This is a genomic window from Rhodococcus sp. IEGM 1366 (assembly GCF_033142425.1).
Lineage (GTDB): Bacteria > Actinomycetota > Actinomycetes > Mycobacteriales > Mycobacteriaceae > Rhodococcus_F > Rhodococcus_F globerula.
This window is the reverse complement of sequence record NZ_JAWLRZ010000011.1, coordinates 1-24413: the sequence shown is the minus strand read 5'-3', so window position 1 is coordinate 24413 and position 24413 is coordinate 1. Positions and strand designations below refer to the sequence as shown.

The 24413-nt window shown below is 62.7% G+C and carries 23 protein-coding genes; 22 read left to right on the top strand and 1 reads right to left on the bottom strand.

Annotated features, from left to right (window positions below; genetic code table 11):
* Nucleotides 1–106: 106 nt before the first annotated feature.
* The 21 genes from argS to R4P64_RS28115 all read left to right on the top strand — a co-directional run bounded on the left by argS (nt 107) and on the right by R4P64_RS28115 (nt 22127).
* Nucleotides 107–1759 (top strand): arginine--tRNA ligase, encoded by a 1653-nt coding sequence (gene argS / locus R4P64_RS28215; RefSeq protein ID WP_045071326.1) that lies wholly within the window; start codon nt 107–109, stop codon nt 1757–1759.
* The gene (gene lysA, locus R4P64_RS28210; protein ID WP_033236093.1) at nt 1756–3177 is read left to right on the top strand and encodes a diaminopimelate decarboxylase; all 1422 of its coding nucleotides are present in this window, start codon (nt 1756–1758) and stop codon (nt 3175–3177) included. The genes argS and lysA overlap by 4 nt, the downstream gene beginning before the upstream one ends.
* On the top strand, nt 3174–4487 hold the full coding sequence (locus R4P64_RS28205) for a homoserine dehydrogenase (RefSeq protein WP_033236094.1): 1314 nt from the start codon (nt 3174–3176) through the stop codon (nt 4485–4487). Before lysA ends, R4P64_RS28205 begins: the two co-directional genes overlap by 4 nt.
* Nucleotides 4484–5566 carry a threonine synthase gene (gene thrC, locus R4P64_RS28200; RefSeq protein WP_033236095.1) on the top strand — a complete coding sequence of 361 codons (1083 nt, stop codon included), beginning with the start codon at nt 4484–4486 and terminating at the stop codon, nt 5564–5566. Before R4P64_RS28205 ends, thrC begins: the two co-directional genes overlap by 4 nt.
* A 44-nt stretch (nt 5567–5610) precedes the next feature.
* Entirely contained in the window at nt 5611–6555 is a 945-nt protein-coding gene (gene thrB, locus R4P64_RS28195) for a homoserine kinase (protein WP_033236137.1), read from the top strand.
* 468 nt (nt 6556–7023) lie between these two features.
* Nucleotides 7024–9189, top strand: coding sequence for a transcription termination factor Rho (gene rho, locus R4P64_RS28190; RefSeq protein ID WP_317823480.1), 2166 nt, complete (start codon nt 7024–7026; stop codon nt 9187–9189).
* Nucleotides 9190–9420: 231 nt separating this feature from the next.
* Nucleotides 9421–9654, top strand: coding sequence for a 50S ribosomal protein L31 (gene rpmE, locus R4P64_RS28185; RefSeq protein ID WP_033236138.1), 234 nt, complete (start codon nt 9421–9423; stop codon nt 9652–9654).
* Nucleotides 9655–9801: 147 nt separating this feature from the next.
* Entirely contained in the window at nt 9802–10881 is a 1080-nt protein-coding gene (gene prfA / locus R4P64_RS28180) for a peptide chain release factor 1 (RefSeq protein WP_033236097.1), read from the top strand.
* A 50-nt stretch (nt 10882–10931) separates the two neighbouring features.
* On the top strand, nt 10932–11864 hold the full coding sequence (prmC, locus tag R4P64_RS28175) for a peptide chain release factor N(5)-glutamine methyltransferase (protein ID WP_033236098.1): 933 nt from the start codon (nt 10932–10934) through the stop codon (nt 11862–11864).
* Complete coding sequence (locus R4P64_RS28170) at nt 11861–12523, top strand: L-threonylcarbamoyladenylate synthase (protein ID WP_033236099.1); 663 nt, start codon at nt 11861–11863, stop codon at nt 12521–12523. Before prmC ends, R4P64_RS28170 begins: the two co-directional genes overlap by 4 nt.
* Before the next feature lie 40 nt (nt 12524–12563).
* Nucleotides 12564–13748: a glycosyltransferase family 4 protein gene (locus R4P64_RS28165; protein ID WP_033236100.1), complete on the top strand. Its 1185-nt coding sequence runs from the start codon at nt 12564–12566 to the stop codon at nt 13746–13748.
* Nucleotides 13749–13771: 23 nt separating this feature from the next.
* A complete protein-coding gene (locus tag R4P64_RS28160; protein ID WP_033236101.1) occupies nt 13772–14251 on the top strand; it encodes a glycine zipper family protein in 480 nt (159 codons plus the stop codon).
* A gap of 282 nt (nt 14252–14533) precedes the next feature.
* The gene (gene atpB / locus R4P64_RS28155) at nt 14534–15358 is read left to right on the top strand and encodes a F0F1 ATP synthase subunit A (protein WP_045071318.1); all 825 of its coding nucleotides are present in this window, start codon (nt 14534–14536) and stop codon (nt 15356–15358) included.
* An 80-nt stretch (nt 15359–15438) separates the two neighbouring features.
* Nucleotides 15439–15687, top strand: coding sequence for an ATP synthase F0 subunit C (locus R4P64_RS28150; RefSeq protein WP_033236102.1), 249 nt, complete (start codon nt 15439–15441; stop codon nt 15685–15687).
* 9 nt (nt 15688–15696) lie between these two features.
* Nucleotides 15697–16257 carry a F0F1 ATP synthase subunit B gene (locus R4P64_RS28145; RefSeq protein ID WP_033236103.1) on the top strand — a complete coding sequence of 187 codons (561 nt, stop codon included), beginning with the start codon at nt 15697–15699 and terminating at the stop codon, nt 16255–16257.
* 5 nt (nt 16258–16262) lie between these two features.
* A complete protein-coding gene (locus R4P64_RS28140) occupies nt 16263–17087 on the top strand; it encodes a F0F1 ATP synthase subunit delta (RefSeq protein ID WP_317823476.1) in 825 nt (274 codons plus the stop codon).
* A 62-nt stretch (nt 17088–17149) separates the two neighbouring features.
* Nucleotides 17150–18793, top strand: a complete 1644-nt coding sequence (gene atpA / locus R4P64_RS28135) for a F0F1 ATP synthase subunit alpha (protein WP_033236105.1) — start codon at nt 17150–17152, stop codon at nt 18791–18793.
* 48 nt (nt 18794–18841) lie between these two features.
* Nucleotides 18842–19825: a F0F1 ATP synthase subunit gamma gene (locus R4P64_RS28130; RefSeq protein WP_033236106.1), complete on the top strand. Its 984-nt coding sequence runs from the start codon at nt 18842–18844 to the stop codon at nt 19823–19825.
* A 3-nt stretch (nt 19826–19828) separates the two neighbouring features.
* Nucleotides 19829–21280: a F0F1 ATP synthase subunit beta gene (gene atpD, locus R4P64_RS28125; RefSeq protein ID WP_003941349.1), complete on the top strand. Its 1452-nt coding sequence runs from the start codon at nt 19829–19831 to the stop codon at nt 21278–21280.
* A 6-nt stretch (nt 21281–21286) separates the two neighbouring features.
* Nucleotides 21287–21655, top strand: a complete 369-nt coding sequence (locus tag R4P64_RS28120) for a F0F1 ATP synthase subunit epsilon (protein ID WP_033236107.1) — start codon at nt 21287–21289, stop codon at nt 21653–21655.
* Nucleotides 21656–21704: 49 nt separating this feature from the next.
* The gene (locus tag R4P64_RS28115; RefSeq protein WP_033236108.1) at nt 21705–22127 is read left to right on the top strand and encodes a DUF2550 domain-containing protein; all 423 of its coding nucleotides are present in this window, start codon (nt 21705–21707) and stop codon (nt 22125–22127) included.
* A 14-nt stretch (nt 22128–22141) separates the two neighbouring features.
* Here the strand turns inward: R4P64_RS28115 and R4P64_RS28110 are convergent, their stop codons facing one another.
* Complete coding sequence (locus tag R4P64_RS28110; protein ID WP_045071314.1) at nt 22142–22714, bottom strand: cob(I)yrinic acid a,c-diamide adenosyltransferase; 573 nt, start codon at nt 22712–22714, stop codon at nt 22142–22144.
* 54 nt (nt 22715–22768) lie between these two features.
* On the opposite strand from R4P64_RS28110, the gene murA reads away from it, so the two are divergent.
* Nucleotides 22769–24028, top strand: a complete 1260-nt coding sequence (gene murA, locus R4P64_RS28105) for a UDP-N-acetylglucosamine 1-carboxyvinyltransferase (protein ID WP_045071310.1) — start codon at nt 22769–22771, stop codon at nt 24026–24028.
* The last annotated feature ends 385 nt before the right edge of the window (nt 24029–24413 follow it).

Sequence of the window (24413 nt, the reverse complement as noted above, 5' to 3'; positions counted from 1 at the left end):
GGAGAGTGGCGTGCGACACGCCCAAATCGGTCGTCAGCCTACCCGCAGGCGGCCCGGCGCGAGGCGAGTCTCCACCTCGAGTGTGCAGGCAATAAGATGAATACCTGTGACTCCAGCTGACCTTGCCGAACTGCTCCGCGGAACCGCTGCGAGCGTCCTAGCCGAACGCGGCCTCGACGTCTCGGTGCTCCCAGAAACCTTGACAGTCGAGCGTCCTCGCAACCCCGAGCACGGCGACTACGCCACCAACATTGCCATGCAGGTAGCCAAGAAGGTCGGCACGAATCCGCGCGAGCTGGCGGGCTGGCTTGCCGAAGCCCTCACCGCAGCCAACGGAATCGAATCCGCCGAGATCGCCGGACCGGGCTTCCTCAACATCCGGCTGGACAAGGACGCCCAGGGCGCGATCGTCGTATCGGTTCTCGAAGCCGGTCCGTCGTACGGCTCGGGCGATTCCCTCGCCGGCAAGAAGATCAACCTCGAATTTGTCTCCGCCAACCCCACCGGACCGATTCACCTCGGTGGAACCCGTTGGGCCGCAGTCGGAGACGCGCTCGGACGCATCCTGTCCGCGCAGGGCGGCCTGGTCACACGTGAGTACTACTTCAACGACCACGGCGCCCAGATCGATCGCTTCTCGCGTTCGCTGATCGCCGCGGCCAAGGGCGAACCGGCACCCGAGGACGGCTACGCCGGCGCCTACATCGCCGACATCGCTCGGACCGTCATGGAGCAGCGCCCGGACGTCATGGACCTGCCTGCCGACGAGCAGCAGGAAACCTTCCGCGCCATCGGCGTCGATCTGATGTTCACGCACATCAAGCAGACGCTCCACGACTTCGGTGTCGACTTCGACGTGTACTTCCACGAGAACTCGCTCTTCGAATCCGGCGCAGTCGAAAAGGCAGTCGAGTCCCTGAAAAGCTCGGGCAACCTGTTCCACGAGGACGGTGCCTGGTGGCTCAAGAGCACCGACTACGGCGACGACAAGGACCGCGTTGTCATCAAGAGCGACGGCAACGCTGCCTACATTGCCGGTGACATTGCTTACTTCCAGGACAAGCGCGCCCGCGGCTTCGATCTGTGCATCTACATGCTCGGCGCCGATCACCACGGATACATCGGTCGGCTCAAGGCCGCCGCTGCCGCATTCGGTGACGACCCGGACACCGTCGAGGTCCTGATCGGACAGATGGTCAACCTCGTCAAGGACGGCTCCGCCGTCAAGATGAGCAAGCGCGCAGGCACCGTCATCACCCTCGACGACCTGGTCGAAGCCATCGGCGTCGACGCGTCGCGTTACGTCATGATCCGCTCGTCCGTGGACTCCAGCATCGACATCGACCTCGATCTGTGGACCAAGACCAGCAGCGAGAACCCGGTCTACTACGTCCAGTACGCGCATGCCCGCCTCTCCGCGATCGCCCGCAACGCCGCAGACCTCGGACTCTCTGCCGACGCGAGCCACCTCGCCCTGCTCACGGTCGAGCAGGAGGGCGATCTCATTCGCACGATCGGCGAATACCCTCGCGTCGTGTCCAGTGCAGCGAACCTGCGTGAGCCCCACCGTATTGCTCGCTACCTCGAAGAACTCGCGGGTGCGTACCACCGCTTCTACGGCGCGTGCCGCATCCTTCCACAAGGCGACGAAGACGCAACCGACGTGCACCGCGCGCGTCTGGCACTCTGCGCCGCCACCAGGCAGGTCCTGGCCAACGGCCTCGAACTGCTCGGCGTCACAGCACCGGAGCAGATGTGAACGCGCACCCCGCCGGCCCCAAGCATGCCGAGCAGTTGCAGGCCCCCGGTCTGCCCGACCGTCCCACCAGTCCCGAGGCTTTCGGTGAACTCTCGCCGCAGGTGTGGCCGCGCAACGCGGCTCGCGGCGACGACGGCGAAGTAACCCTGGCAGGTGTCAAGGTCAGCGAGCTTGCCGAGAAGTACGGCACGCCGCTGTTTGTCATCGACGAAGACGATTTCCGTTCACGCTGCCGCGACATGGCCCGAGCATTCGGCCCGGATGCCAAGGTGCATTACGCATCCAAGGCATTCCTGTGTGGTGAGATCGCACGCTGGGTTGCCGACGAAGGTCTGTCACTCGACGTGTGCTCCGGTGGCGAATTGGCAATCGCACTGCACGCCGATTTCCCGGCCGAGCGAATTGCCATGCACGGCAACAACAAGTCCGTCGCCGAGCTGACGGCCGGTGTTGCTGCCGGTGTCGGTCACGTCGTCCTCGACTCTGCAGTCGAGATCGAACGCCTCAACCGCGTCGCCGGTGAGGCCGGAGTTGTCCAGGACGTGCTGATCCGCCTGACCGTCGGCGTCGAAGCGCACACCCACGAATTCATCTCCACTGCACACGAAGATCAGAAGTTCGGATTCTCGTTGGCCGGGGGAGCGGCAATCGACGCAGTGCGCCGCGTCTTTGCCGCCGACAACCTGCGCCTCGTCGGACTGCACAGCCACATCGGCTCGCAGATCTTCGACGTCGACGGCTTCGAGGTGGCAGCCCATCGCGTCATCGGGCTGCTTCGCGACGTCGTCGCGGAGTTCGGCGTCGAGAAGACCAAGCAGATCTCGATAATCGACCTCGGTGGCGGCATGGGAATTTCGTACATCCCGTCCGACGACCCGCCGCCCGTCGACGAACTCGCAGCCAAGCTCGGCCACATCGTGCGCAACGAATCGGCACTGGCCGGACTGCCCGAGCCGACACTGGCCGTCGAACCCGGCCGCGCCATCGCCGGACCAGGCACGGTGACGCTCTACGAGGTCGGCACCATCAAGGACGTCACGGTGGGCAGCGCACTGACACGCCGCTACATCAGCGTCGACGGCGGCATGAGCGACAACATCCGCACATCGCTCTACGGTGCGGAGTACGAAGCCAAGTTGGTCTCACGTACATCCGAGGCCGATCCTGTTGTTGCACGTGTTGTCGGAAAGCACTGTGAATCCGGTGACGTCGTCATTCGGGACACCTGGATGCCCGAGGACGTCGGACCTGGTGATTTACTTGCGGTAGCAGCGACCGGTGCATACTGCTATTCGATGTCGAGCAGGTACAACCTGCTCACCCGCCCAGCCGTGGTGGCGGTGCGTGACGGAGTTTCACGCGTGATTCTGCGGAGGGAAACAGTGGAAGATCTGCTCAGCTTGGAGGTATCGCAGTGACGAGCCAATCGGCGCATCGCGCTATCGGTGTGGCCGTTCTCGGCCTCGGTAACGTCGGAAGTGAAGTCGTCCGCATCATTCGTGAGCAGGCCGAGGAGCTCGAAGCTCGCGTCGGCGCTCCGTTGGAACTGCGGGGAGTTGCCGTTCGTCGTATCGGCTCCGACCGCGGAATTCCCGAGGACATGCAGACGACGGATGCAGAATCTCTCGTCGCCCGCGAGGACGTGGACATCGTCGTCGAGGTGATCGGCGGAATCGAGCTACCGCGAAAGCTGATCCTCTCCTCGCTCAATTCGGGCAAGTCCGTCGTCACTGCCAACAAGGCGTTGCTCGCGGACCACACCGGTGAATTGGCGGAGGCAGCCGAAGCAAACTCGGTCGACCTGTACTTCGAGGCGGCGGTCGCCGGCGCGATCCCGGTCATCCGCCCGCTGACGCAGTCGCTCGCAGGCGACCGGGTCAACAAGGTTGCCGGAATTGTGAACGGCACCACCAACTTCATCCTCTCCGCGATGGCCGAAACGGGCGCGGACTACGAGGAAACCCTCGCCGAAGCCGGCCGCCTCGGATACGCGGAAGCCGATCCGACCGCAGACGTCGAAGGCTACGACGCCGCAGCAAAGGCCGCGATCCTCGCGTCCATCGCGTTCCACACCCGCGTCACCGCCGCTGACGTGTACCGCGAAGGAATCTCCACCATCACCTCCGCGGACCTGGCGTCGGCGAAGGCACTCGACTGCACGATCAAGCTGCTCTCGATCTGCGAGCGAATCGTCACGCCCAAGGGCAAGGAACGGATCTCCGCGCGGGTCTACCCAGCGCTTGTTCCGCTCACTCACCCGCTCGCCACCGTCAACGGCGCATTCAATGCCGTTGTCGTGGAAGCGGAAAACGCCGGCCGACTCATGTTCTACGGCCAGGGCGCAGGCGGCGCTCCCACCGCTTCCGCGGTGATGGGTGATCTCGTGATGGCGGCGCGCAACAAGGTTCACGGTGGCCGCGGCCCCCGCGAATCCAAGTACGCCAAGCTCAAGGTCGCTCCGATGGGCGACATCCTCACGCGCTACTACGTGAACATGGAGGTGGCGGACAAGGAAGGCGTGCTGTCCGCAGTCGCCGCCGAGTTCGCGAAGCACGGCGTGAGCATCTCCGTCGTCCGTCAGGAAGGTGCCGGCGCCGGCGCTCGACTGGTGGTCGTCACTCATGTAGCAACCGACGCGGCTCTCTCCGAAACCGTGGCGGCCCTCAACGAACTCGAATTCGTCACCGCTGTGACCAGCGTGCTGCGACTGGAAGGCACTGAACAATGACCGGCATCGTCAATCCCGTCCACAAAGCTTGGCCGGGACTCATCGAGGCATACCGGGATCGTCTGGCAATCGGCGACAACTGGAAGACCGTCACCCTGCGTGAGGGCGGCACCCCGCTCCTGCCGGCCGGTCATCTCTCCGAAATCACCGGTTGCGACGTCTACCTCAAGGTCGAGGGCCTCAACCCCACCGGTTCGTTCAAGGACCGCGGCATGACGATGGCCGTCACCGACGCCCTCGCTCGTGGCCAGCGCGCCGTGCTCTGCGCCTCCACCGGCAACACCTCTGCCTCGGCTGCCGCGTACGCCGCCAAGGCCGGAATGACCTGCGCCGTCCTGATCCCGCAGGGCAAGATCGCCATGGGCAAGCTCGCTCAGGCAGTCATGCACGGCGCCAAGATCATTCAGGTCCAGGGCAACTTCGACGACTGCCTCGAGCTGGCACGCAAGACCACTGCGGAGTTCCCGACCATCGGTCTCGTCAACTCTGTGAACCCGGTACGCATCGAAGGCCAGAAGACCGCGGCATTCGAAATCATGGACGTCCTGGGCAAGGCTCCCGACGTTCACGCACTCCCGGTCGGAAACGCCGGAAACATCACGGCGTACTGGCGCGGATACTCCGAGTACTACGCGGACGGTCTGACCACGGTCAGGCCCCGCATGCTCGGCGTGCAGGCAGCCGGAGCCGCACCGCTGGTCAACGGTGCGCCCGTCAAGGATCCCGAGACCATCGCCACCGCAATCCGGATCGGTTCTCCCGCATCCTGGAACGGCGCTGTCGCGGCCAAGGAAGAGTCGAACGGCGCATTCCGCGCCGCAACCGACGAGAAGATCCTCGAGGCCTACCGTCTGATCGCTGCCACCGAAGGCGTTTTCGTGGAGCCGGCGTCGGCAGCGAGCGTTGCCGGACTCCTCGCAGCCCGCGCCGAAGGATGGCTGGAGCCCGGACTGACCGTCGTGTGCACCGTGACCGGTAACGGCCTCAAGGATCCCGACACCGCTCTGAAGGGCATGCCGAACGTCGAGCCCATCGGTGTTGATCCCGTTGCCGTTGCGGCTGCCCTCGAGCTTGCATAGTGTCCGTGGACTCGTCAACCACTCCGCGGAATCCGGTATCTGACATGACCAGAACCCTGCCTGTCGGTATTTCGGTGACCGCACGCGTCCCGGCCTCGAGTGCAAACTTGGGGCCGGGGTTCGACACCCTCGGCTTGGCTCTGGGGCTGTACGACGAAATCGTGGTCACCACAACGGATTCCGGCCTGAATATCCAGGTCGAAGGTGAGGGTGCCGCAGACGTGCCCTGGGGCCCTTCGCATCTGGTCGTTCGGGCCATCGAGCGCGGACTCGAAGCTGCCGGTGTGTGGGCCAGTGGCCTGGATGTGCTGTGCCGCAACGTGATCCCGCATTCGCGTGGGCTCGGTTCGTCCGCGTCGGCGGCAGTGGGCGGACTTGCTGCCGCAAACGGATTGGCCCGTGCACTCGACGCCGAGATCGGCCTTACCGACGAGCAGTTGGTCCAGTTGTCCTCCGAGTTCGAAGGGCACCCGGACAATGCGTCGGCGAGTGTCCTGGGCGGCGCAGTGGTGTCGTGGAGTTGCCCGTCCATCGTTGATGGCGACGAGCCGATCTACTCGGCCGCAAAACTCGACGTTCATCCCGATATCCGTGCAGTAGCACTGGTTCCGGAAGAACGATCCTCCACCGCGCACACCCGCGGACTGCTTCCCGAGATGGTTCCGCACCAGGATGCGTCGTTCAACGCAAGCCGCAGCGCTCTGGCCGTCGTCGCCCTGACGACGCGTCCGGATCTGTTGATGGCAGCCACCGAAGATCGTCTGCATCAGAGCCAGCGCGCGCCCGCGTTGCCGTTGACAACACGATGGATCTCGATTCTTCGTGAGGCCGGTATCGCGGCTACCGTTTCCGGCGCAGGCCCCACCGTGCTCGCGCTGAGCACGGAACCGTTGCCCGAGCAGTTGGCTGAGGCGGCGCGAGCCGACGGTCTCCGAGTTCTCGAACTCGAGATTGCTTCCGGTGTCGAGGTTCGTCCGACCCTGGACTGAGTTGGCTCCCGCCCGGTTGCCAGGGAAGTGAAGTGACACACGCGGGTTTCGGATAATCTTGCCGGACTCGTGGATCGGCGCTATCCTGGCAATGTCCGTACATCGTGCGCGTCAGTCGCCGGTGCATCATCAAGGGGCCAAACTCCTACCCAGTCGGGAATTGGGGTCCACAATCCTTGACGTGATCCTCGCACTTGTACCTTCTCGGGAAGGTCTGAATCCTCGACGGCACAATCCGTCGATGTTTCGTCAGTCGCGGCAGGTGTGCGACAGCATGTCGGTTTGAAACAGGGGCGGTTCGAGCACCGGTTTCCGACGGCCATGTTGATGACGGGCAAGCCGGTAGTTCTTGACATGCAACTCTCGACATGCAACTAAGTACGGCACCTCCGAGTTCGGTAATCAATCGAAACTTCGGGACGAACCCTCGACTCTGCGCCGCGCAAGTGAGGGAAGGAAAGGACCTCCGTGACCGATACGGACCTCATCGCCACCACTGCACCCAAGGCGAATTCCGCTGGGGCGCAGTCAGGCGACAATTCTCAGGCGTCATCTTCAGCACCCAGTGGTGCGGTGGCGACCTCCACGAAGCGTGCCGACGCACGTCGTGGCGCCGGGCTCTCCGGCATGGTGCTCACCGAACTGCGCAGTCTTGCCGGTGAACTGGGCATCAAGGGCACTTCCGGGATGCGCAAGGGCGACTTGATCGCCGCGATCAAGGAACGTCAGGGCGGCAGCGCCAAGGCGGCACCCGCTCAGAGTGAACTCACGCTCGACGACGCACCGGTTGCCCGCACACGCGCCAAGAGCACTCGCGCCGCGCGCACCGAAACTGCCGAAGCTCCGGCTCCTGTCGAAGCTCCCGCAGCCGAGCCCGCCGCAGCAGCACCAGCCACGCGTACCGACACGTCCGAAGAAGCCGAGGCGGGAGCCCCTCGTCGTGGCCGTCAGCGTCGCGGCGCTGCACGTCGCGCCGGTTCACCCGACCAGGGCGAGCTGAACATCGAGCAGGAGTCGGCACCGACTGCTAACGCACCGGCCGCTGTAGCACCGGCAACTGAAGCACCCGTCGAGCGTAAGCAGAACGAGCGCGCCGAGACCCGGACCGATTCCGAACAGTCCGGCTCTGCCGAGCAGACCACCGAGCGTCCCCGCCGCGAGCGCAACAACCGCGACAACCAGGGTCAGCGCGACAACCAGGGCCAGCGCGACAACCAGGGACAGCGCGACAACCAAGGTCAGCGCGACAACCAGGGCCAGCGCGGTAACCAGGATCGTCAAGATCGTCAGGATCGCGGAAATCAGAGCAATGCCGGCCAGAACAACGCCGGCCCGCGCACTGACAACCGCAACAACGGTCCGGACGACGACGAAGAGGGTGGCCGCGGACGTCGCGGACGCCGCTTCCGTGAGCGTCGTGGCCGTGGCCGCGAACGCGGCGAGGGCGGTGCACCCAGCGAGTCACGCGAGACCGAGATCCGCGAGGACGACGTCCTGCAGCCGGTAGCCGGCATCCTCGACGTACTCGACAACTACGCGTTCGTGCGTACGTCGGGATACCTCGCCGGACCCAACGACGTCTACGTCTCCATGAATCTGATCCGCAAGAACGGTCTGCGCCGCGGCGACGCCATCACCGGTGCTGTCCGGGTCTCCCGTGACGGCGACCAGAGCAATCAGCGTCAGAAGTTCAACCCGCTGGTGCGTATCGACACCGTCAACGGTGGTGATGTCGAGGCTGCGAAGAAGCGTCCCGAGTTCAACAAGCTCACGCCGCTCTACCCGAACCAGCGCCTGCGTCTCGAGACCGAGCAGAACATTCTGACGACGCGTGTCATCGACCTGGTGATGCCCATCGGTAAGGGCCAGCGCGCCCTGATCGTGAGCCCGCCCAAGGCCGGTAAGACCAGCGTGTTGCAGGCGATCGCCAACGCCATCGCGACCAACAACCCGGAGTGCTACCTCATGGTCGTCCTCGTGGACGAGCGTCCCGAGGAAGTGACCGACATGCAGCGAAGCGTGAAGGGCGAGGTTATCTCCTCGACCTTCGACCGCCCGCCGGGAGACCATACCTCGGTCGCCGAGCTCGCCATCGAGCGCGCAAAGCGTCTCGTGGAAATGGGCAAGGACGTCGTGGTTCTGCTCGACTCGATCACTCGATTGGGTCGTGCGTACAACAACTCGTCGCCCGCGTCGGGACGCATCCTCTCCGGTGGTGTCGACTCCACGGCTCTGTACCCGCCGAAGCGTTTCCTCGGTGCTGCCCGCAACATCGAGCACGGTGGCTCGCTCACCATCATCGCTACCGCGATGGTCGAGACCGGATCCACCGGCGACACCGTGATCTTCGAAGAGTTCAAGGGCACCGGCAACGCCGAGCTCAAGCTCGATCGCAAGATCGCCGAACGTCGTGTGTTCCCGGCTGTGGATGTCAACCCGTCCGGTACGCGTAAGGACGAGCTGCTCCTGAGCCCCGACGAAGCCGCCGTGCTGCACAAGCTGCGTCGTGTGCTGTCCGGGCTGGACTCGCATCAGGCCATCGATCTGCTGATCGACCGTCTGAAGAAGAGCAAGAACAACCTCGAGTTCCTGATGCAGGTCTCCAAGACCGCACCGGGCGCAATCGACGACTGATCTTCGGTCAAAGAAGAACCCCACAGCCGATTTGGCTGTGGGGTTCTTCGCGTCTGTGGAACAAACTGACGGGGGAGTGCGTTATGAATTCGTACAGCCCACTTCCTTCAGGAAGTTCAGACGCGGATTACCGGCTCTACCACCACGTCTGGCATACTGAACGGCCGAGTCCGGTTCCGGTTCACGATGTCGATTGGCGACGTCGACCCGGCGACCATTGAAAGGGACACCATGAAGGCAGGAATCCACCCAACCTACGTAGCGACCACCGTCGTTTGCGGTTGCGGTAACACGTTCGAGACTCACAGCACCAAAGAGTCCGGACGCATCAACGTCGAGGTTTGCTCGCAGTGCCATCCCTTCTACACGGGCAAGCAGAAGATTCTCGACACCGGTGGACGCGTTGCTCGCTTCGAGGCTCGCTACGGCAAGCGCGCAGACAGCAAGGTTCAGACCGAAGACTAGCTGTTCCGCCGACGCCCGATCTGCAATTGCGGATCGGGCGTCGGCTTTTTTGTGCCTGCACTCGGTTTTGCGCGTTTCCCGGGTAGTAGCGTCGAATTATCTTTAAGCGCGCACCGTAGGAAACGAAAACTCAGAGCGGAGCGAACTATGGCAGGCGCAACCAAGCCCTCGGCCATCGACGACATCCTGGCAGAACATGCCGGTCTCGAAGCGCAGATGTCCGACCCGGCGCTGCACAACGACCCGACGGCCGCCCGCCGTGTCGGAAAGCGGTTCGCCGAGCTCTCGCCCATCATGTCGACGTACAACAAGCTCACTGCTGCGCAGGACGATCTGGAAGCCGCGCGTGAACTCGCTGCCGACGATTCCAGCTTTGCCGCGGAGATTCCGGACCTCGAGGCCGAGGTCGCACAGCTCGAGCAGACGCTGACCGATCAACTTGCCCCGCGTGATCCCCACGACGGTGACGACATCGTCCTCGAAGTGAAGTCGGGTGAAGGCGGCGAGGAGTCGGCACTCTTTGCTTCCGACCTGGCCCGCATGTACGTCCGCTACGCGGAACGTCACGGCTGGCGCGTCGAAATCCTGGATGCGACGGTCTCCGATCTCGGTGGATACAAAGAAGCAACCATTTCGATCAAGAGTAAGTCCGATACCCCAGACGGCGTATGGGCACGACTCAAGTTCGAGGGCGGCGTTCACCGCGTCCAGCGCGTGCCCGTCACCGAATCGCAGGGACGTGTGCATACTTCCGCCGCCGGTGTCCTGGTGTACCCGGAACCCGAAGAGGTCGAACAGGTTCAGATCGACGAGGGTGACCTGCGCATTGACGTCTACCGCTCGTCCGGCAAGGGTGGCCAGGGCGTCAACACCACCGACTCCGCGGTGCGAATCACTCACCTGCCCACCGGAATTGTGGTCACGTGCCAGAACGAACGCTCGCAGCTTCAGAACAAGGCCCGCGCCATGCAGGTGCTGGCCGCTCGTCTGCAGGTTGTCGCGGAGGAAGCCGCAGACGCGGAAGCTTCCGCCGGACGCCAGAGCCAGGTCAGGACCGTCGACCGCTCGGAACGTATCCGCACCTACAACTTTCCCGAGAACCGCATCACCGATCACCGCATCGGATTCAAGTCGCACAACCTCGACGCCGTTCTCGACGGAGAGCTTGATCCGCTCCTCGACGCACTGGGCAAGGCGGACCGCGAGGCCCGCCTCGCAGCCGAATAGGCGGGCGACATGACAACTCGTGAATTTCTCAGGCGTGGCAGGCTGTACGCGTGAGCAGACTCCCACTCCGTTTGGCGCTGATCGAGGCAGCCAAAGAGCTCGACGCGGCCGGCGTACCCAGCCCACGTAATGATGTCGAACTGCTGGCGTCGCATCTGCTCGGGGTAGAGCGCACCCGCCTAGGCCTGATTCCGTTGGTCGACCCCGAGGTGATCGAGGCGTTCAACGGCATGGTGGCGCAGCGCGCGAAGCGAATCCCGTTGCAGCACATCATCGGCAGCGCGTCGATGGGCAATATCGACGTTGCCGTCGGTCCGGGTGTGTTCATCCCGCGGCCCGAAACCGAGTTGCTGATGGGCTGGGCACTCTCGTTCCTCGAAGGATGCGGCAGTAGGCCTCCGGTTGTCCTGGACCTGTGCACCGGCTCGGGCGTGCTTGCGCTGTCCATCGCCGAGGCAAGGCCGGACGCTGTGGTACATGCCGTGGAGAAAGAGCCCGCCGCGCTGGCGTGGGCGCGTCGCAACGCCGCGGACCGTGAAACAGCGGGGGATACCCCGATTCATCTTCATCAAGGTGATGTCACCGATCGCAATCTGCTGCAGGCTCTCGAAGGCAAAGTCGACCTCGTCGTCTCCAACCCGCCGTACATTCCCGAAGGGGCGCAGCTGCAGCCCGAGGTCATGGATTACGACCCGCACACGGCTCTCTTCGGTGGTCCGGACGGTTTGTCCGTCATCAAACCCATGATCAGCAACATCGCACGCTGGCTGCGGATCGGCGGCGCCGCCGGGATCGAGCACGACGACACCAACGGCGACGGCGTCGCGGCACTGTTCTCCGGTCGACGGGTGTTCGGCGAAGTGGAGCAGCATCCGGACCTGGCCGGTCGCCCCCGTTTTGTTGTCGCGAGACGCGTCGCCACCGACGTGGAAGCCCAGCGTGAGCGAGACCACGGAATGCCGAGTGACAGGATGGTCCAGTGAGCACCGTTTACGACTGTAGTGAAATTGATACCCGTACGGCAGGTCTAGCTGCCGCTAAGAATGCACTCAAAGCCGGCCGCTTGGTTGTCCTTCCGACAGACACGTTGTATGGATTGGCTGCTGATGCGTTCGACAGTGAGGCCGTCACGAGCCTCCTCCGTGCCAAGGGGCGCGGCCGGGACATGCCGGTTCCCGTTCTGGTCGGATCCTGGAACACCATCGACGGACTCGTCTACAGCGTCCGTCCGCAGGCACGCGATCTCGTTCGCGCATTCTGGCCGGGCGGGCTGAGTCTGGTTGTCGAACAAGCACCCTCACTGGCCTGGGATCTCGGCGATACGCGCGGAACGGTCATGCTTCGCATGCCGTTGCACCCCGTCGCATTGGAATTGCTGCGCGACGTCGGACCGCTTGCCGTCTCGAGCGCCAACATCTCCGGACGTCCACCGGCCACCACGGTCGACGAGGCTCGTGATCAGCTAGGCGGCTCGGCCAGCGTCTACCTCGACGGTGGACCGGCAGCACACGCGGTGGCGTCGACGATCGTGGATCTGACCGGCGACTCGCCCCGTATCCTGCGGGTCGGCGCCGTGTCAGCGGAAGATATCGCAGACGTGTTGGGCACCACGCCGGAAAGCCTTGTAGAGGGAGTTTCGTAACGATGGTCGGTGCCCGCCAGAACACGGGTGATTCTCCCCAGTGATCACGACGCACCAGGCCACCGAGATCCTCGCGCAGTCAAGCGGGGGAACGGGCGTACCGATCCGAGAACTCCTGCTGGTTCTGTGCACCGCTGCTGTGGTCACCTATCTGGCTACCGGCGCAGTACGGATACTGGCCATTCGCTTCGGAGCGGTGGCGATACCGCGCGACCGTGACGTCCACGTTCAGCCGACACCTCGTCTCGGTGGTGTCGGAATGTATGTGGGTTTGGCTGCCGGGCTACTCTTCGCGCAGCAATTGCCTGCTCTGACACGAGGATTCGAGTTCGACAGTCATGACGTTCAAGCGGCGCTGGTGTCCGGCGGTGTCATAGTCCTGGTGGGGATCATCGACGACAAGTGGGGACTCGACGCCCTCACGAAGTTCGTCGGTCAGGTGACTGCTGCCGGAATCATGGTGGTGATGGGCGTCAGTTGGTTCATCATCTACAACCCGTTCGGTGACGGCGGATCGACCATCATTCTCGACCAGATCCAATCGGGCCTGTTCACGGTTGCCGTTGCCGTCGCAACTATCAACGCCATGAATTTCGTCGACGGTCTCGACGGTCTGGCGGCGGGACTCGGCCTTATTGCCGCGGTCGCGATCCTCCTCTTCTCGATCGGACTCCTGCACGATCAGGGCGGTGATGTCAGCGTGTACCCGCCGGCGATGATCGCCGCTGCCCTCGCCGGAGCGTGCCTCGGATTTCTGCCGCACAATTTCAATCCGGCACGGATATTCATGGGTGATTCCGGATCCATGCTGATCGGACTCATGCTTGCCGCGATTTCGACGTCCGCGTCCGGCCGGATTCCGCTGACGGCATACGGCACGCGCGATCTTGTCGGTCTCCTCGCGCCGTTGCTGCTGGTCAGTGCTGTGATGTTCATCCCCATGCTGGACATGCTGCTTGCGGTCATCCGCCGCACGAGGGCAGGTGTGAGTCCGTTCAGTCCGGACAAGATGCATCTGCATCACCGGTTGCTGCAGATCGGTCACACCCATCGCCGAGTTGTGCTGGTCATCTACTCGTGGGTGGGGGTTCTTGCGTTCGGCGCTGTGGGATCTTCGCTGCTGGATCGACAGTTGGTTGTTGTCCTCGTGGCGGCCGGGTTACTTGCGGCATTCCTGTTCACCGCGATCCCGTCACTGCGCGATCGCCGGCAGGAGCGAGGGTAGGGAACTTTTCCGATCCATTACCCTTGAGCATCGTGACGAACACCCCGCAATCAGTGCCGGCATCGCAGCCCATTCCCGATTCGACCGCAGCAATGCGCTCCGCAGTGAAGTGGGGCGTGATCGGACTGGTTGTGCTGACCATTGTCGGTTCACTGCTCGGGTGGCTGATCGGCGGTAAGGAAGGCCTGTACGGCGCGCTTCTCGGCGCCGCCGTCGGCGGTGGGTTCATTCTCTTCACCGCACTGGGCGTTCTTCTCACGTCGAAGCTGCCGGCACTGACCGCTGGTGCAGTTCTTCTCGGGACCTGGTTGCTCAAGATGATCCTGGCAATTGTGGTGCTCGCGATTCTGAAACCGCTCGACTTCTATGACAAGACGTCGTTGGTACTGGTCATGGTATTTGCGTTGGTTATCGTCCTCGGGGCGGAAACATACGGTGTTCTCGGAACCAAGACGCCGTACGTGGACCCCACCCCGAGCGCCCCGGTCAACGACGAAGAGTAGTACTACAAATCGTAACGAACCGCCCCTTCAGGTACCCCATCTACACAATGTCGTAGATGACTTGGTAGGGTCAGCGTCAAGCGAGAGCAAAGGCAGGCTAGGTAACCCTCAGCCGACGATGCCATGTGCTCGCAGGTGGCCGATATTCTGGGCCACTGAGTCGACGAGAGTCGCCGACACCGACAGAAGCCAGGCCCCCGCGAGGGTTCTCCAGCAACTGACGAATGCGCGAGTCGAACTTGTCGACTTGTAGATCGTCAATGTCCGATCGAACCGCAGTCAATGATGGCTGCGGACCGACTACGGGAGAGAACGCTGAGCGTCACCACCCTGGCCGCCGTGGAGTTCCACGCGCCGTCACTAGACGATTTTTTCCCCGAATCAGTACTGATTCACGCGGGTCCGTTCGAGCTCGACCGACTGATGCTCATCCGCATTCTGATGTCGGTGTTGGTAGCAGCGTTCTTCGCAATTGCGATGCGCAGCCCGCGGTTGATTCCGCGTGGTGTGCAGAACGTAGCCGAGATCGCGTTGGACTTCGTTCGCGTGCAGATCGCTGAAGACGTTCTCGGTAAGGAACAGGGCAAGCGATTCCTGCCCGTCATTGCCACGATCTTCTTCGTCGTCATCGCCAACAACGTCTCCGCGATCATCCCCTTCTTGAACATCTCACCGAACGCGCGTATCGGTATGCCGTTGGTTCTCGCGGCACTCGCATACATCGTCTTCAACTACGTGGGCATCAAGAAGTACGGCTTCTTCAAGTACGTGAAGAGCAGCATCGTTGTGCCCGGCGTTCCGACTGCCCTGCACTTCCTGCTGATCCCGATCGAGTTCATCTCGACGTTCGTCCTGCGCCCCTTCACGTTGATGGTTCGTCTTATGGCCAACATGTTGGCCGGCCACATCCTGCTGGTGCTGTTCCTCGGAGCAACGAACTTCTTTGTCCTCAACGGCGGCTTCCAGGCACTCTTCGGTGTTGCCTCCCTGGCCGCGGCTATCGCCTTCACCTTCTTCGAAATCCTGGTGATCGTGCTGCAGGCCTACGTTTTCTCTCTGCTGGCCGCGGTCTACATCGACCTCGCCTTGCACGCCGAAGATCACTGACCACACCACATTTCAGCTACACCAAGAACTGAGCCTTTCGTCGACACCGGCGAAGGTCAACTGAAAGGGAATGGAACACCATGAGCGTCGCTTACCTGGCACAGGAAGTTGCCGAGCAGACCATCACCAACAAGGGTTATGGCGCCATCGGCTACGGCCTCGCGGCAATCGGCCCCGGCATCGGTATCGGCATCGTTGTCGGTAAGGCAATCGAGGGCATGGTTCGCCAGCCCGAGATGGCCGGACAGGTTCGTACCACCATGTTCCTCGGTATTGCATTCACCGAGGCCCTCGCGCTGATCGGCCTCGTCGCCGGCTTCATTTTCTAAGAGACCGACATGGCAGCCACCATTACTCTGCTCGCGGCCGCTGAGGGTGAGACTCACAACCCTCTCGTGCCCGCGACGTACGACATCGTATGGTCCATCGTCTGCCTCGTCGTTGTCGGTTTTGTCTTCTGGAAGTTCGTACTTCCGATGTTCCAGAAGGTCCTTGCCGATCGCACCGAGCAGATCGAGGGCGGGATCAAGAAGGCCGAAGAGGCACAGGCCGAGGCAAAGGACGCGCTAGAGCAGTACCGCGCGCAGCTTGCCGAAGCTCGCACCGAGGCCGCGCAGATCCGTGAGGAAGCGCGCACCCAGGGTCAGCAGATCATTGCTGACATGAAGGTTCAGGCGCAGGAGGAGAGCGATCGCATCGTGGCCGCAGGCCACAGCCAGCTCGTCGCCCAGCGTCAGCAGATCGTCGCTGAGCTCCGCTCGGATCTCGGCAAGACCGCTGTAGACCTGGCCGAGAAGGTCATCGGAGAGTCCCTCGCCGACGACGTGAAGCGTGCCGGAACGGTTGATCGATTCCTCAACGAGCTCGACGCCGTCAGCGCTGATTCAGCCAGGAAGTGAGCAACATGTACGCAGCGAGCCGTGAATCCTTGGCGCAGACGCGTTCTGCGCTGAGCAGCGCCCTGGGCGCAGTCTCTGCAGTTGCCGCTACCGCGGCCGCTGCGCAGGCTGGGTCCGAGCTCTTCTCGGTGGTCGAGGTACTTGACGGCCAGCGCGCTCTTCGCAGCGCGCTGGCTGACGCTTCGGCACCGGTCGCTGGTCGCCAGGGCTTGGCTGAGCAGTTGTTCTCCGGAAAGGTCGGCGCGGAAGCGCTGGCAACCGTGAAAGCAGCTGCAGGCCAGGATTGGTCAGCGGGCCGCGACTTGGTCAACTCGCTCGAACTGCTCGGCCGCGAAGCTCTGCTCCGCGCCGCAGCAGATCAGGGTCAGTTGGACACCGTCGAGGACGAGCTGTTCCGTCTCGGCCGCATCGTGGCAGGGGATCCCAGCCTGGAGCAGACGCTCTCGGATCTGTCGGTTCCCGCAGCCCGCAAGCGTGAGTTCCTTTCGCGCCTGCTCTACGGCAAGGTCACCGCGGTCACCGAGGCACTTGCCGGACAGGCCGTCGGCCGGTTGAAGTCTGCACCCGCAGACACTTTCGACCAGCTGTCGAATCTTGCCGCCGCGCAGCGTGATACCGCTGTTGCCCACGTGCGCAGCGCTTCGGCGTTGAGTGCGGAGCAGACGGATCGTTTGACGAGCACACTTACCCGCACCTACGGGAAGCCGGTAACCGTGCACGTCGAGATCGATCCCGCACTTCTCAGCGGCTTGGTCGTCCGGGTGGGCGACGAGGTCATCGACGGTAGTGCAGCGGGACGACTCGCAGCACTGCGGAAGAACCTCAAATAGTCCTTCAGCCGAACACACACTCCAGATCTTTTCGAAGACCAGATACCGAGAGCAGGAAAAACATGGCGGAGCTGACGATCTCCTCCGACGAGATCCGTAGCGCGATCGACAACTACACCGCGAGCTACTCCCCGGAGGCCTCCCGTGAGGAGGTCGGCACAGTGACCGACACCAGTGACGGCATTGCGCACGTCTCTGGCCTGCCTTCGGCTATGTCCAACGAGCTGTTGGAGTTCCCCGGTGGAATCGTCGGCGTCGCGCTCAACCTGGATGCCACCGAAATCGGTGCAGTCATCCTGGGTGACTACCAGAACATTCAAGAAGGCCAGGAAGTAAAGCGCACGGGCGACGTTCTGTCGGTTCCCGTCGGCGACGCTTTCCTCGGCCGCGTCATCGACCCGTTGGGTGCTCCCATCGACGGCCTCGGCGAGATCGAGAGCACCGAAAACCGTGCACTCGAACTGCAGGCCGCTTCGGTGCTCGAGCGCCAGCCGGTCGAAGAGCCGCTCCAGACCGGTATCAAGGCTATCGACGCCATGACCCCGATCGGCCGCGGCCAGCGCCAGCTCATCATCGGCGACCGCAAGACCGGCAAGACCGCGGTCTGCATCGACGCGATCCTGAACCAGAAGGCCAACTGGGATTCCGGCGATGTCAACAAGCAGGTTCGCTGCATCTACGTTGCCATCGGTCAGAAGGGCTCCACCATCGCGGGCGTCAAGGCTGCCCTCGAGGAGAAGGGCGCGATGGAGTACACCACCATCGTTGCTGCTCCGGCTTCTGATTCCGCAGGCTTCAAGTGGCTCGCACCGTACACCGGCTCGGCCATCGGCCAGCACTGGATGTACCAGGGCAAGCACGTTCTGGTCGTGTTCGACGACCTGACCAAGCAGGCAGAGGCGTACCGCGCCATCTCGCTGCTGCTGCGTCGCCCGCCGGGACGTGAGGCATACCCCGGTGACGTCTTCTACTTGCACTCCCGTCTGCTGGAGCGTTCGGCGAAGCTGTCCGACGCACTCGGTGGCGGCTCGCTGACGGCTCTGCCGATCATCGAGACCAAGGCAAACGACGTCTCGGCATACATCCCGACCAACGTCATTTCCATCACCGACGGCCAGGTCTTCCTCGAGTCCGACCTGTTCAACAAGGGCGTTCGCCCCGCGATCAACGTCGGTATCTCGGTCTCCCGCGTCGGTGGCGCTGCACAGACCAAGGGCATGAAGAAGGTTTCCGGTTCGCTGCGTCTGGAACTGGCTCAGTTCCGTGAGCTCGAAGCGTTCTCCGCCTTCGCATCCGATCTCGACGCTGCCTCCAAGGCTCAGCTCGAGCGCGGTGCCCGTCTGGTCGAGCTGCTCAAGCAGGATCAGTACAGCCCGATCCCCGTCGAAGACCAGATCATCTCGATCTACCTCGCCGGCGAAGGCACCTTCGACAGCGTCCCGATCGGCGACGTCCGTCGCTTCGAGAAGGAACTGCTCGAAGACCTCAAGCACTCGGCTGCAGGCGTTTACTCCAGCATCAACGGCGGTAAGGCACTCGATGCCGACAACGCTGCTGCGCTGATCGCTGCAACCGACAAGTTCAAGGAAGGCTTCATCGCATCCGACGGAAGCCGGGTCGTGAACGAAGCCGAGGCCGACGCTCTGGGCGCAGACGAGGTCGCGAACGAGCAGATCAACGTCAAGCGCAAGACCGTCAGCAAGTGACGCACGCGCCCATGACACTGCGAATTCCGAAGGGAGAGTGATTGATCGATGGCAAGCATTCTCGAATTGCGGTCCCGTATCAAGTCGGTCAACTCGACCAAGAAGATCACCAAAGCACAGGAACTGATCGCGACTTCGCGTATCACGAAGGCTCAGATTCGCGTCGCCGCATCCAAGCCGTATGCCGAGGAGATCACGAAGGTACTCACCGAATTGGCGAGTGCGTCTGCTTCGCTCGATCACCCGCTGCTCAACGAGCGTCCGGAGCCCAAGCGGGCTGCGGTGCTCGTTGTCACCAGTGACCGCGGCATGTGTGGTGGCTACAACTCCAACGTCCTCAAGCAGGCAGAAGAGCTCATGGCTCTGCTCCGCACCGAGGGCAAGGAGCCGGTTGTCTACGTGCTCGGTTCCAAGGGACTCGGTTACTACACCTTCCGTGGCCGCGACATCGGTGCTGCGTGGACGGGCTTCTCGCAGGATCCGGGTTACTCGGATGCCGCGAAGGCCAGCCGCCACCTGGTGGAGCTCTTCATGGCAGGTTCGGGCAACCAGGTCGACGCTCCGAACGGCGAAGGCACCATCGAGGGCGTCGACGAACTCCATATCGTCTACACCCGCTTTGTGTCGATGCTGACCCAGACCCCCGAGGTTCGCCGTATGGCTCCCCTCGAGGTGTCCGTATCCGAAGAGCGCATCGAACTCGGCGACGACATGCTGACCAACGGTCACGACGACGACCACTCCACCGGTCCCGTCGCTGATTTCAGCTTCGAGCCCGAGCCGGAGAAACTGCTCGGCGCACTTCTGCCGAAGTACGTCAGCACGCGTATCTTCTCGTCGCTTCTCGATGCTGCGGCATCGGAGTCGGCAGCCCGTCGTACCGCTATGAAGGCCGCGACGGACAACGCAAACGAACTGGTGAACACGTTGAGCCGTCAGGCCAACCAGGCTCGCCAGGCCCAGATCACCCAGGAAATCAGCGAGATCGTCGGCGGCGCCAACGCGCTCGCCTCGAGCGCAGGAAGTGACTAGCACATGACCGCAGCAGTAACCGAAAACAACGGGGCAGGTTCGGCTTCGGCCGTAGCCGGCCGCGTCGTGCGGGTCATCGGTCCCGTCGTGGACGTTGAATTCCCGCGTGGCGCTGTTCCTGAACTGTTCAACGCCCTGAACGCCGAGATCACGCTTCCCTCGGTCGCCAAGACGCTGACGCTCGAGGTTGCTCAGCACCTCGGTGACAACCTGGTCCGCACCGTCTCCATGCAGCCCACCGACGGCCTGGTCCGCGGCACTGCAGTGACCGACTCGGGCAAGCCGATCTCGGTTCCCGTCGGTGACGTCGTCAAGGGCCACGTGTTCAACGCACTGGGCGATTGCCTCGACACACCCGGCCTCGGCCGTGACGGCGAGCAGTGGGGCATCCACCGCAAGCCACCAGCCTTCGATCAGCTCGAAGGTAAGACCGAGATCCTCGAGACCGGCATCAAGGTCATCGACCTTCTCACCCCGTACGTCAAGGGTGGAAAGATCGGTCTGTTCGGTGGTGCCGGTGTCGGCAAGACCGTTCTGATCCAGGAAATGATCACGCGTATCGCTCGCGAGTTCTCGGGCACCTCGGTGTTCGCAGGCGTCGGTGAGCGTACCCGTGAGGGCACCGACCTCCACCTGGAAATGGAAGAGATGGGCGTCCTCCAGGACACCGCCCTTGTCTTCGGCCAGATGGACGAGCCGCCCGGAACGCGTATGCGCGTCGCCCTGTCCGCACTGACGATGGCGGAGTACTTCCGCGACGTTCAGGGCCAGGACGTCCTGCTGTTCATCGACAACATCTTCCGCTTCACGCAGGCAGGTTCCGAGGTTTCCACCCTCCTCGGCCGTATGCCTTCGGCAGTGGGCTACCAGCCCACGCTTGCGGACGAGATGGGTGAGCTCCAGGAGCGCATCACCTCGACCCGTGGTCGTTCGATCACGTCGCTGCAGGCTATTTACGTGCCCGCCGACGACTACACCGACCCCGCGCCGGCTACGACGTTCGCGCACCTCGATGCCACCACCGAGCTCTCGCGCCCGATTTCGCAGATGGGTATTTACCCCGCTGTGGATCCGCTGAGCTCGACCTCCCGCATCCTGGAGCCCGGCATCGTCGGTGCCGAGCACTTCCGCGTTGCCAACGAGGTCAAGCGCATCCTGCAGAAGTACAAGGAACTGCAGGACATCATCGCCATCCTCGGTATGGACGAGCTTCAGGAAGAGGACAAGGTCCTCGTGGGCCGCGCCCGTCGTATCCAGAAGTTCCTCGGCCAGAACTTCATCGTTGCCGAGAAGTTCACCGGTGAGCCCGGCTCCGTCGTGCCGCTTCGCGACACCATCGAAGCCTTCGACCGCGTCTGCAAGGGCGAGTTCGATCACCTTCCCGAGCAGGCATTCAACAGCTGTGGTGGACTCGACGACGTCGAGGCTGCAGCCAAGAAGATGGCCGGGAAGTAGTCCACGATGGCTGAGATGACCGTAGAACTCGTTGCCGTCGAGGAGCGCTTGTGGTCGGGTACGGCGACGCTGGTCAGCGCTCAGACGACTGAGGGCGAGATCGGCATCATGCCTGGGCATGAGCCGGTTCTCGGCCAGCTCATCGAGGGCGGCACCGTGTCGATCACGTCTGTCGACGGTGAGCGCATCGTCGCAGCAGTTCACGGCGGTTTCCTGTCGGTGACGGCTACCACCGTCACGATTCTGGCCGAGTCCGCGGACATGGCCGAGGACATCGACGTGAGCGCTGCCAAGGCAGTACTCGCTGACACCCAAGCCGACGACGAGGCGATTGCGGTCGCCAAGGGTCAGCTTCGGGCAGTCGAGCGCGCGTAGTTAATCAGAGCAAAGCCGCGACGGGAGCCGACGAACAGTGACATTCGGAATGACTGTGTTGATCATTCTGGTTGTGCTGCTCGCGGTTCTCGTCGCGGCTTTTCTGTACCGTCTGGTGATCCTGCGCCGCGGTGGTACGGCAGCACTTCTTCGTGTTCTGCCCTCTCCGGGGGACAGCGGGTGGCGACACGGAATCATTCGCTACGGCGAAAGCTCCTTCGTATTCTTCAAACTTTCTTCTCTCCGGCCCGGTCCGGATTCACGTGTCGACCGTCAAGGCATCGAGGTCGAGAGCCGTCGCTCTCCCTCCGGTACCGAATTCGACATCATGAGTGACGACATCGTTGTCCTGCGTCTGCGTGATGGGTCGTCGAACTACGAAATCGCTTTGGACAGTGGAGCGTTGACCGCGTTCCTGTCCTGGGTGGAATCTCGGCCAGACGGGCGTGCCCGCAGGCGACGTACCGCCTGACCGGAGGTGCGGCGTCAGGCGCCGGCGCCTGGCTTCCAGAGAACATCACCGTTCGGATTGGCAACTCTTCCCATGATGAAGAGCAGATCCGACAATCTGTTGAGGTATTTGGCGGGCAGAACGCTCGTGTCGTCAGGGTGCGCATCGATAGCCGACCACGCCGCTCGTTCGGCTCGGCGAGATACGGTCCGAGCAACGTGCAGTAGAGCTCCCAACGGCGTTCCGCCGGGAAGAATGAACGAATTCAGCGGTGCCAGTTCATCATTGAGCTCGTCGCACCAGCCTTCGAGGCGATCGATGTATGCCTGGGTAACGCGCAGCGGCGGGTATTTGGGATTCTCGACGACCGGGGTGGACAGGTCGGCTCCCGCGTCGAAGAGGTCGTTCTGAATCTGGCGAAGTATCGCCGTCAGACTCTCCGATGGATTGCCGAGGGCCAACGCAACACCGATCGCGGCATTGGTTTCGTCGCAATCCGCATATGCGGTCAGGCGCGGGTCGTTCTTGGACACGCGCGAAAAGTCGCTCAGTCCTGTGGTGCCGTCGTCGCCGGTCCGGGTGTAGATCTTCGTTAGGTGAACACTCATACGCCAACGGTACCGGCGCGGAGTTTCGACGGTTGTGGCTCTAGGCTGTGAACCGTGAGTGAGCACTTTCTTGTAACCGGGGGTAAGCGCCTCGAAGGTGAAGTTTCAGTCGGGGGCGCCAAGAACAGTGTGCTGAAGCTGATGGCTGCAGCATTGTTGGCCGAGGGCACTACCGTCGTGACCAACTGCCCAGACATCCTCGACGTTCCGTTGATGGCGGACGTGCTGCGAGGCCTGGGGTGCGAAGTCGAACTCGAAGATTCAGAAGTTCGGATCACGACGCCGGCCGAACCGAAATACCACGCCGACTTCGACGCCGTGAAGCAGTTCCGCGCATCAGTGTGTGTCTTGGGGCCACTCGTAGCGCGCTGTCGACGGGCCGTGGTTGCCCTTCCCGGTGGCGATGCGATCGGATCCCGCCCACTCGACATGCATCAGTCGGGACTCCGCCTTCTCGGTGCCCACAGCGAAATCGAGCACGGATGTGTTGTGGCGCAGGCCGATGACCTGCACGGCGCAAACATCCGCCTCGTATTTCCGTCGGTCGGTGCTACCGAAAATATCCTCATGGCGGCCGTTCTGGCGCGCGGTGAAACGGTCATTGACAACGCCGCCCGTGAACCGGAGATCGTCGATCTGTGCAACATGCTGAACCAGATGGGGGCAAAGGTCAGTGGCGGGGGTTCCACGACGCTCACCATTCAAGGTGTTCGCAAACTGGAACCGACCACACACCGAGTCATCGGTGATCGCATCGTTGCAGCAACCTGGGGCGTCGCCGCGTCGATGACCAGGGGAGATGTACGCGTTCGCGGGGTCAACCACAAGCATCTCGGGTTGGTCCTCGACAAACTGCGAACTGCAGGCGCCGAAGTGACACCGGAAGTCGACGGTTTTCGGGTTGTCCAACGTGAGCGGCCCAAAGCCGTGAACTTTGCGACGCTCCCGTACCCGGGATTCCCGACGGACCTCCAGCCCATGGCCATCGGACTGGCAGCAGTGGCAGAGGGAACGTCGATGATCACAGAGAACGTCTTCGAATCCCGTTTCCGGTTCGTGGAGGAAATGATCCGTTTAGGCGCAGACGCCCGGACCGACGGTCACCATGCCGTAATCAGGGGAGTGCCGGTTCTGTCCAGCGCGCCGGTGTGGTCTTCGGACATTCGCGCCGGTGCTGGACTTGTTCTTGCCGGCTTGGTGGCAGATGGCGTGACCGAAGTGCACGACATCTTCCACATCGACCGCGGCTATCCGCGCTTTGTCGAGAACCTGCGTGGACTGGGCGGGATTATCGAGAGGGTCAGCACCGAATAGTCGGGGTGCTCGGGGTCACATCGGGCAGTTGTGCGGCTTAGTTGGATTCAGCCGGCACGGAAATCGCTGTGACCTCGCAAATCTTGTCCAGTCCAGTAGAGCGACCAGGCGATTTGTTAATTCGTTGAAGGTTCGCGTAACTTATTCCAAGTCAGAGCGACACGGACACCGACTCCCGCTTCACAGCGAGTGACACGAGGTTGTACGAAGTGCCTGGCCAAAATTCGAAGTAGTTTCCATCATGTATGGTTGTGCTTCAACCCCAGTTCTTCTTCACGATGCTCCGGTTTGCGCCGGTGACTTCGATGGGATAGGCTGGAAAAGTTGCCCCGGAGCGAGTGGCCTGAAGGTCGCGGTGATGGTGTGCGCGTGTTCTTTGAGAACT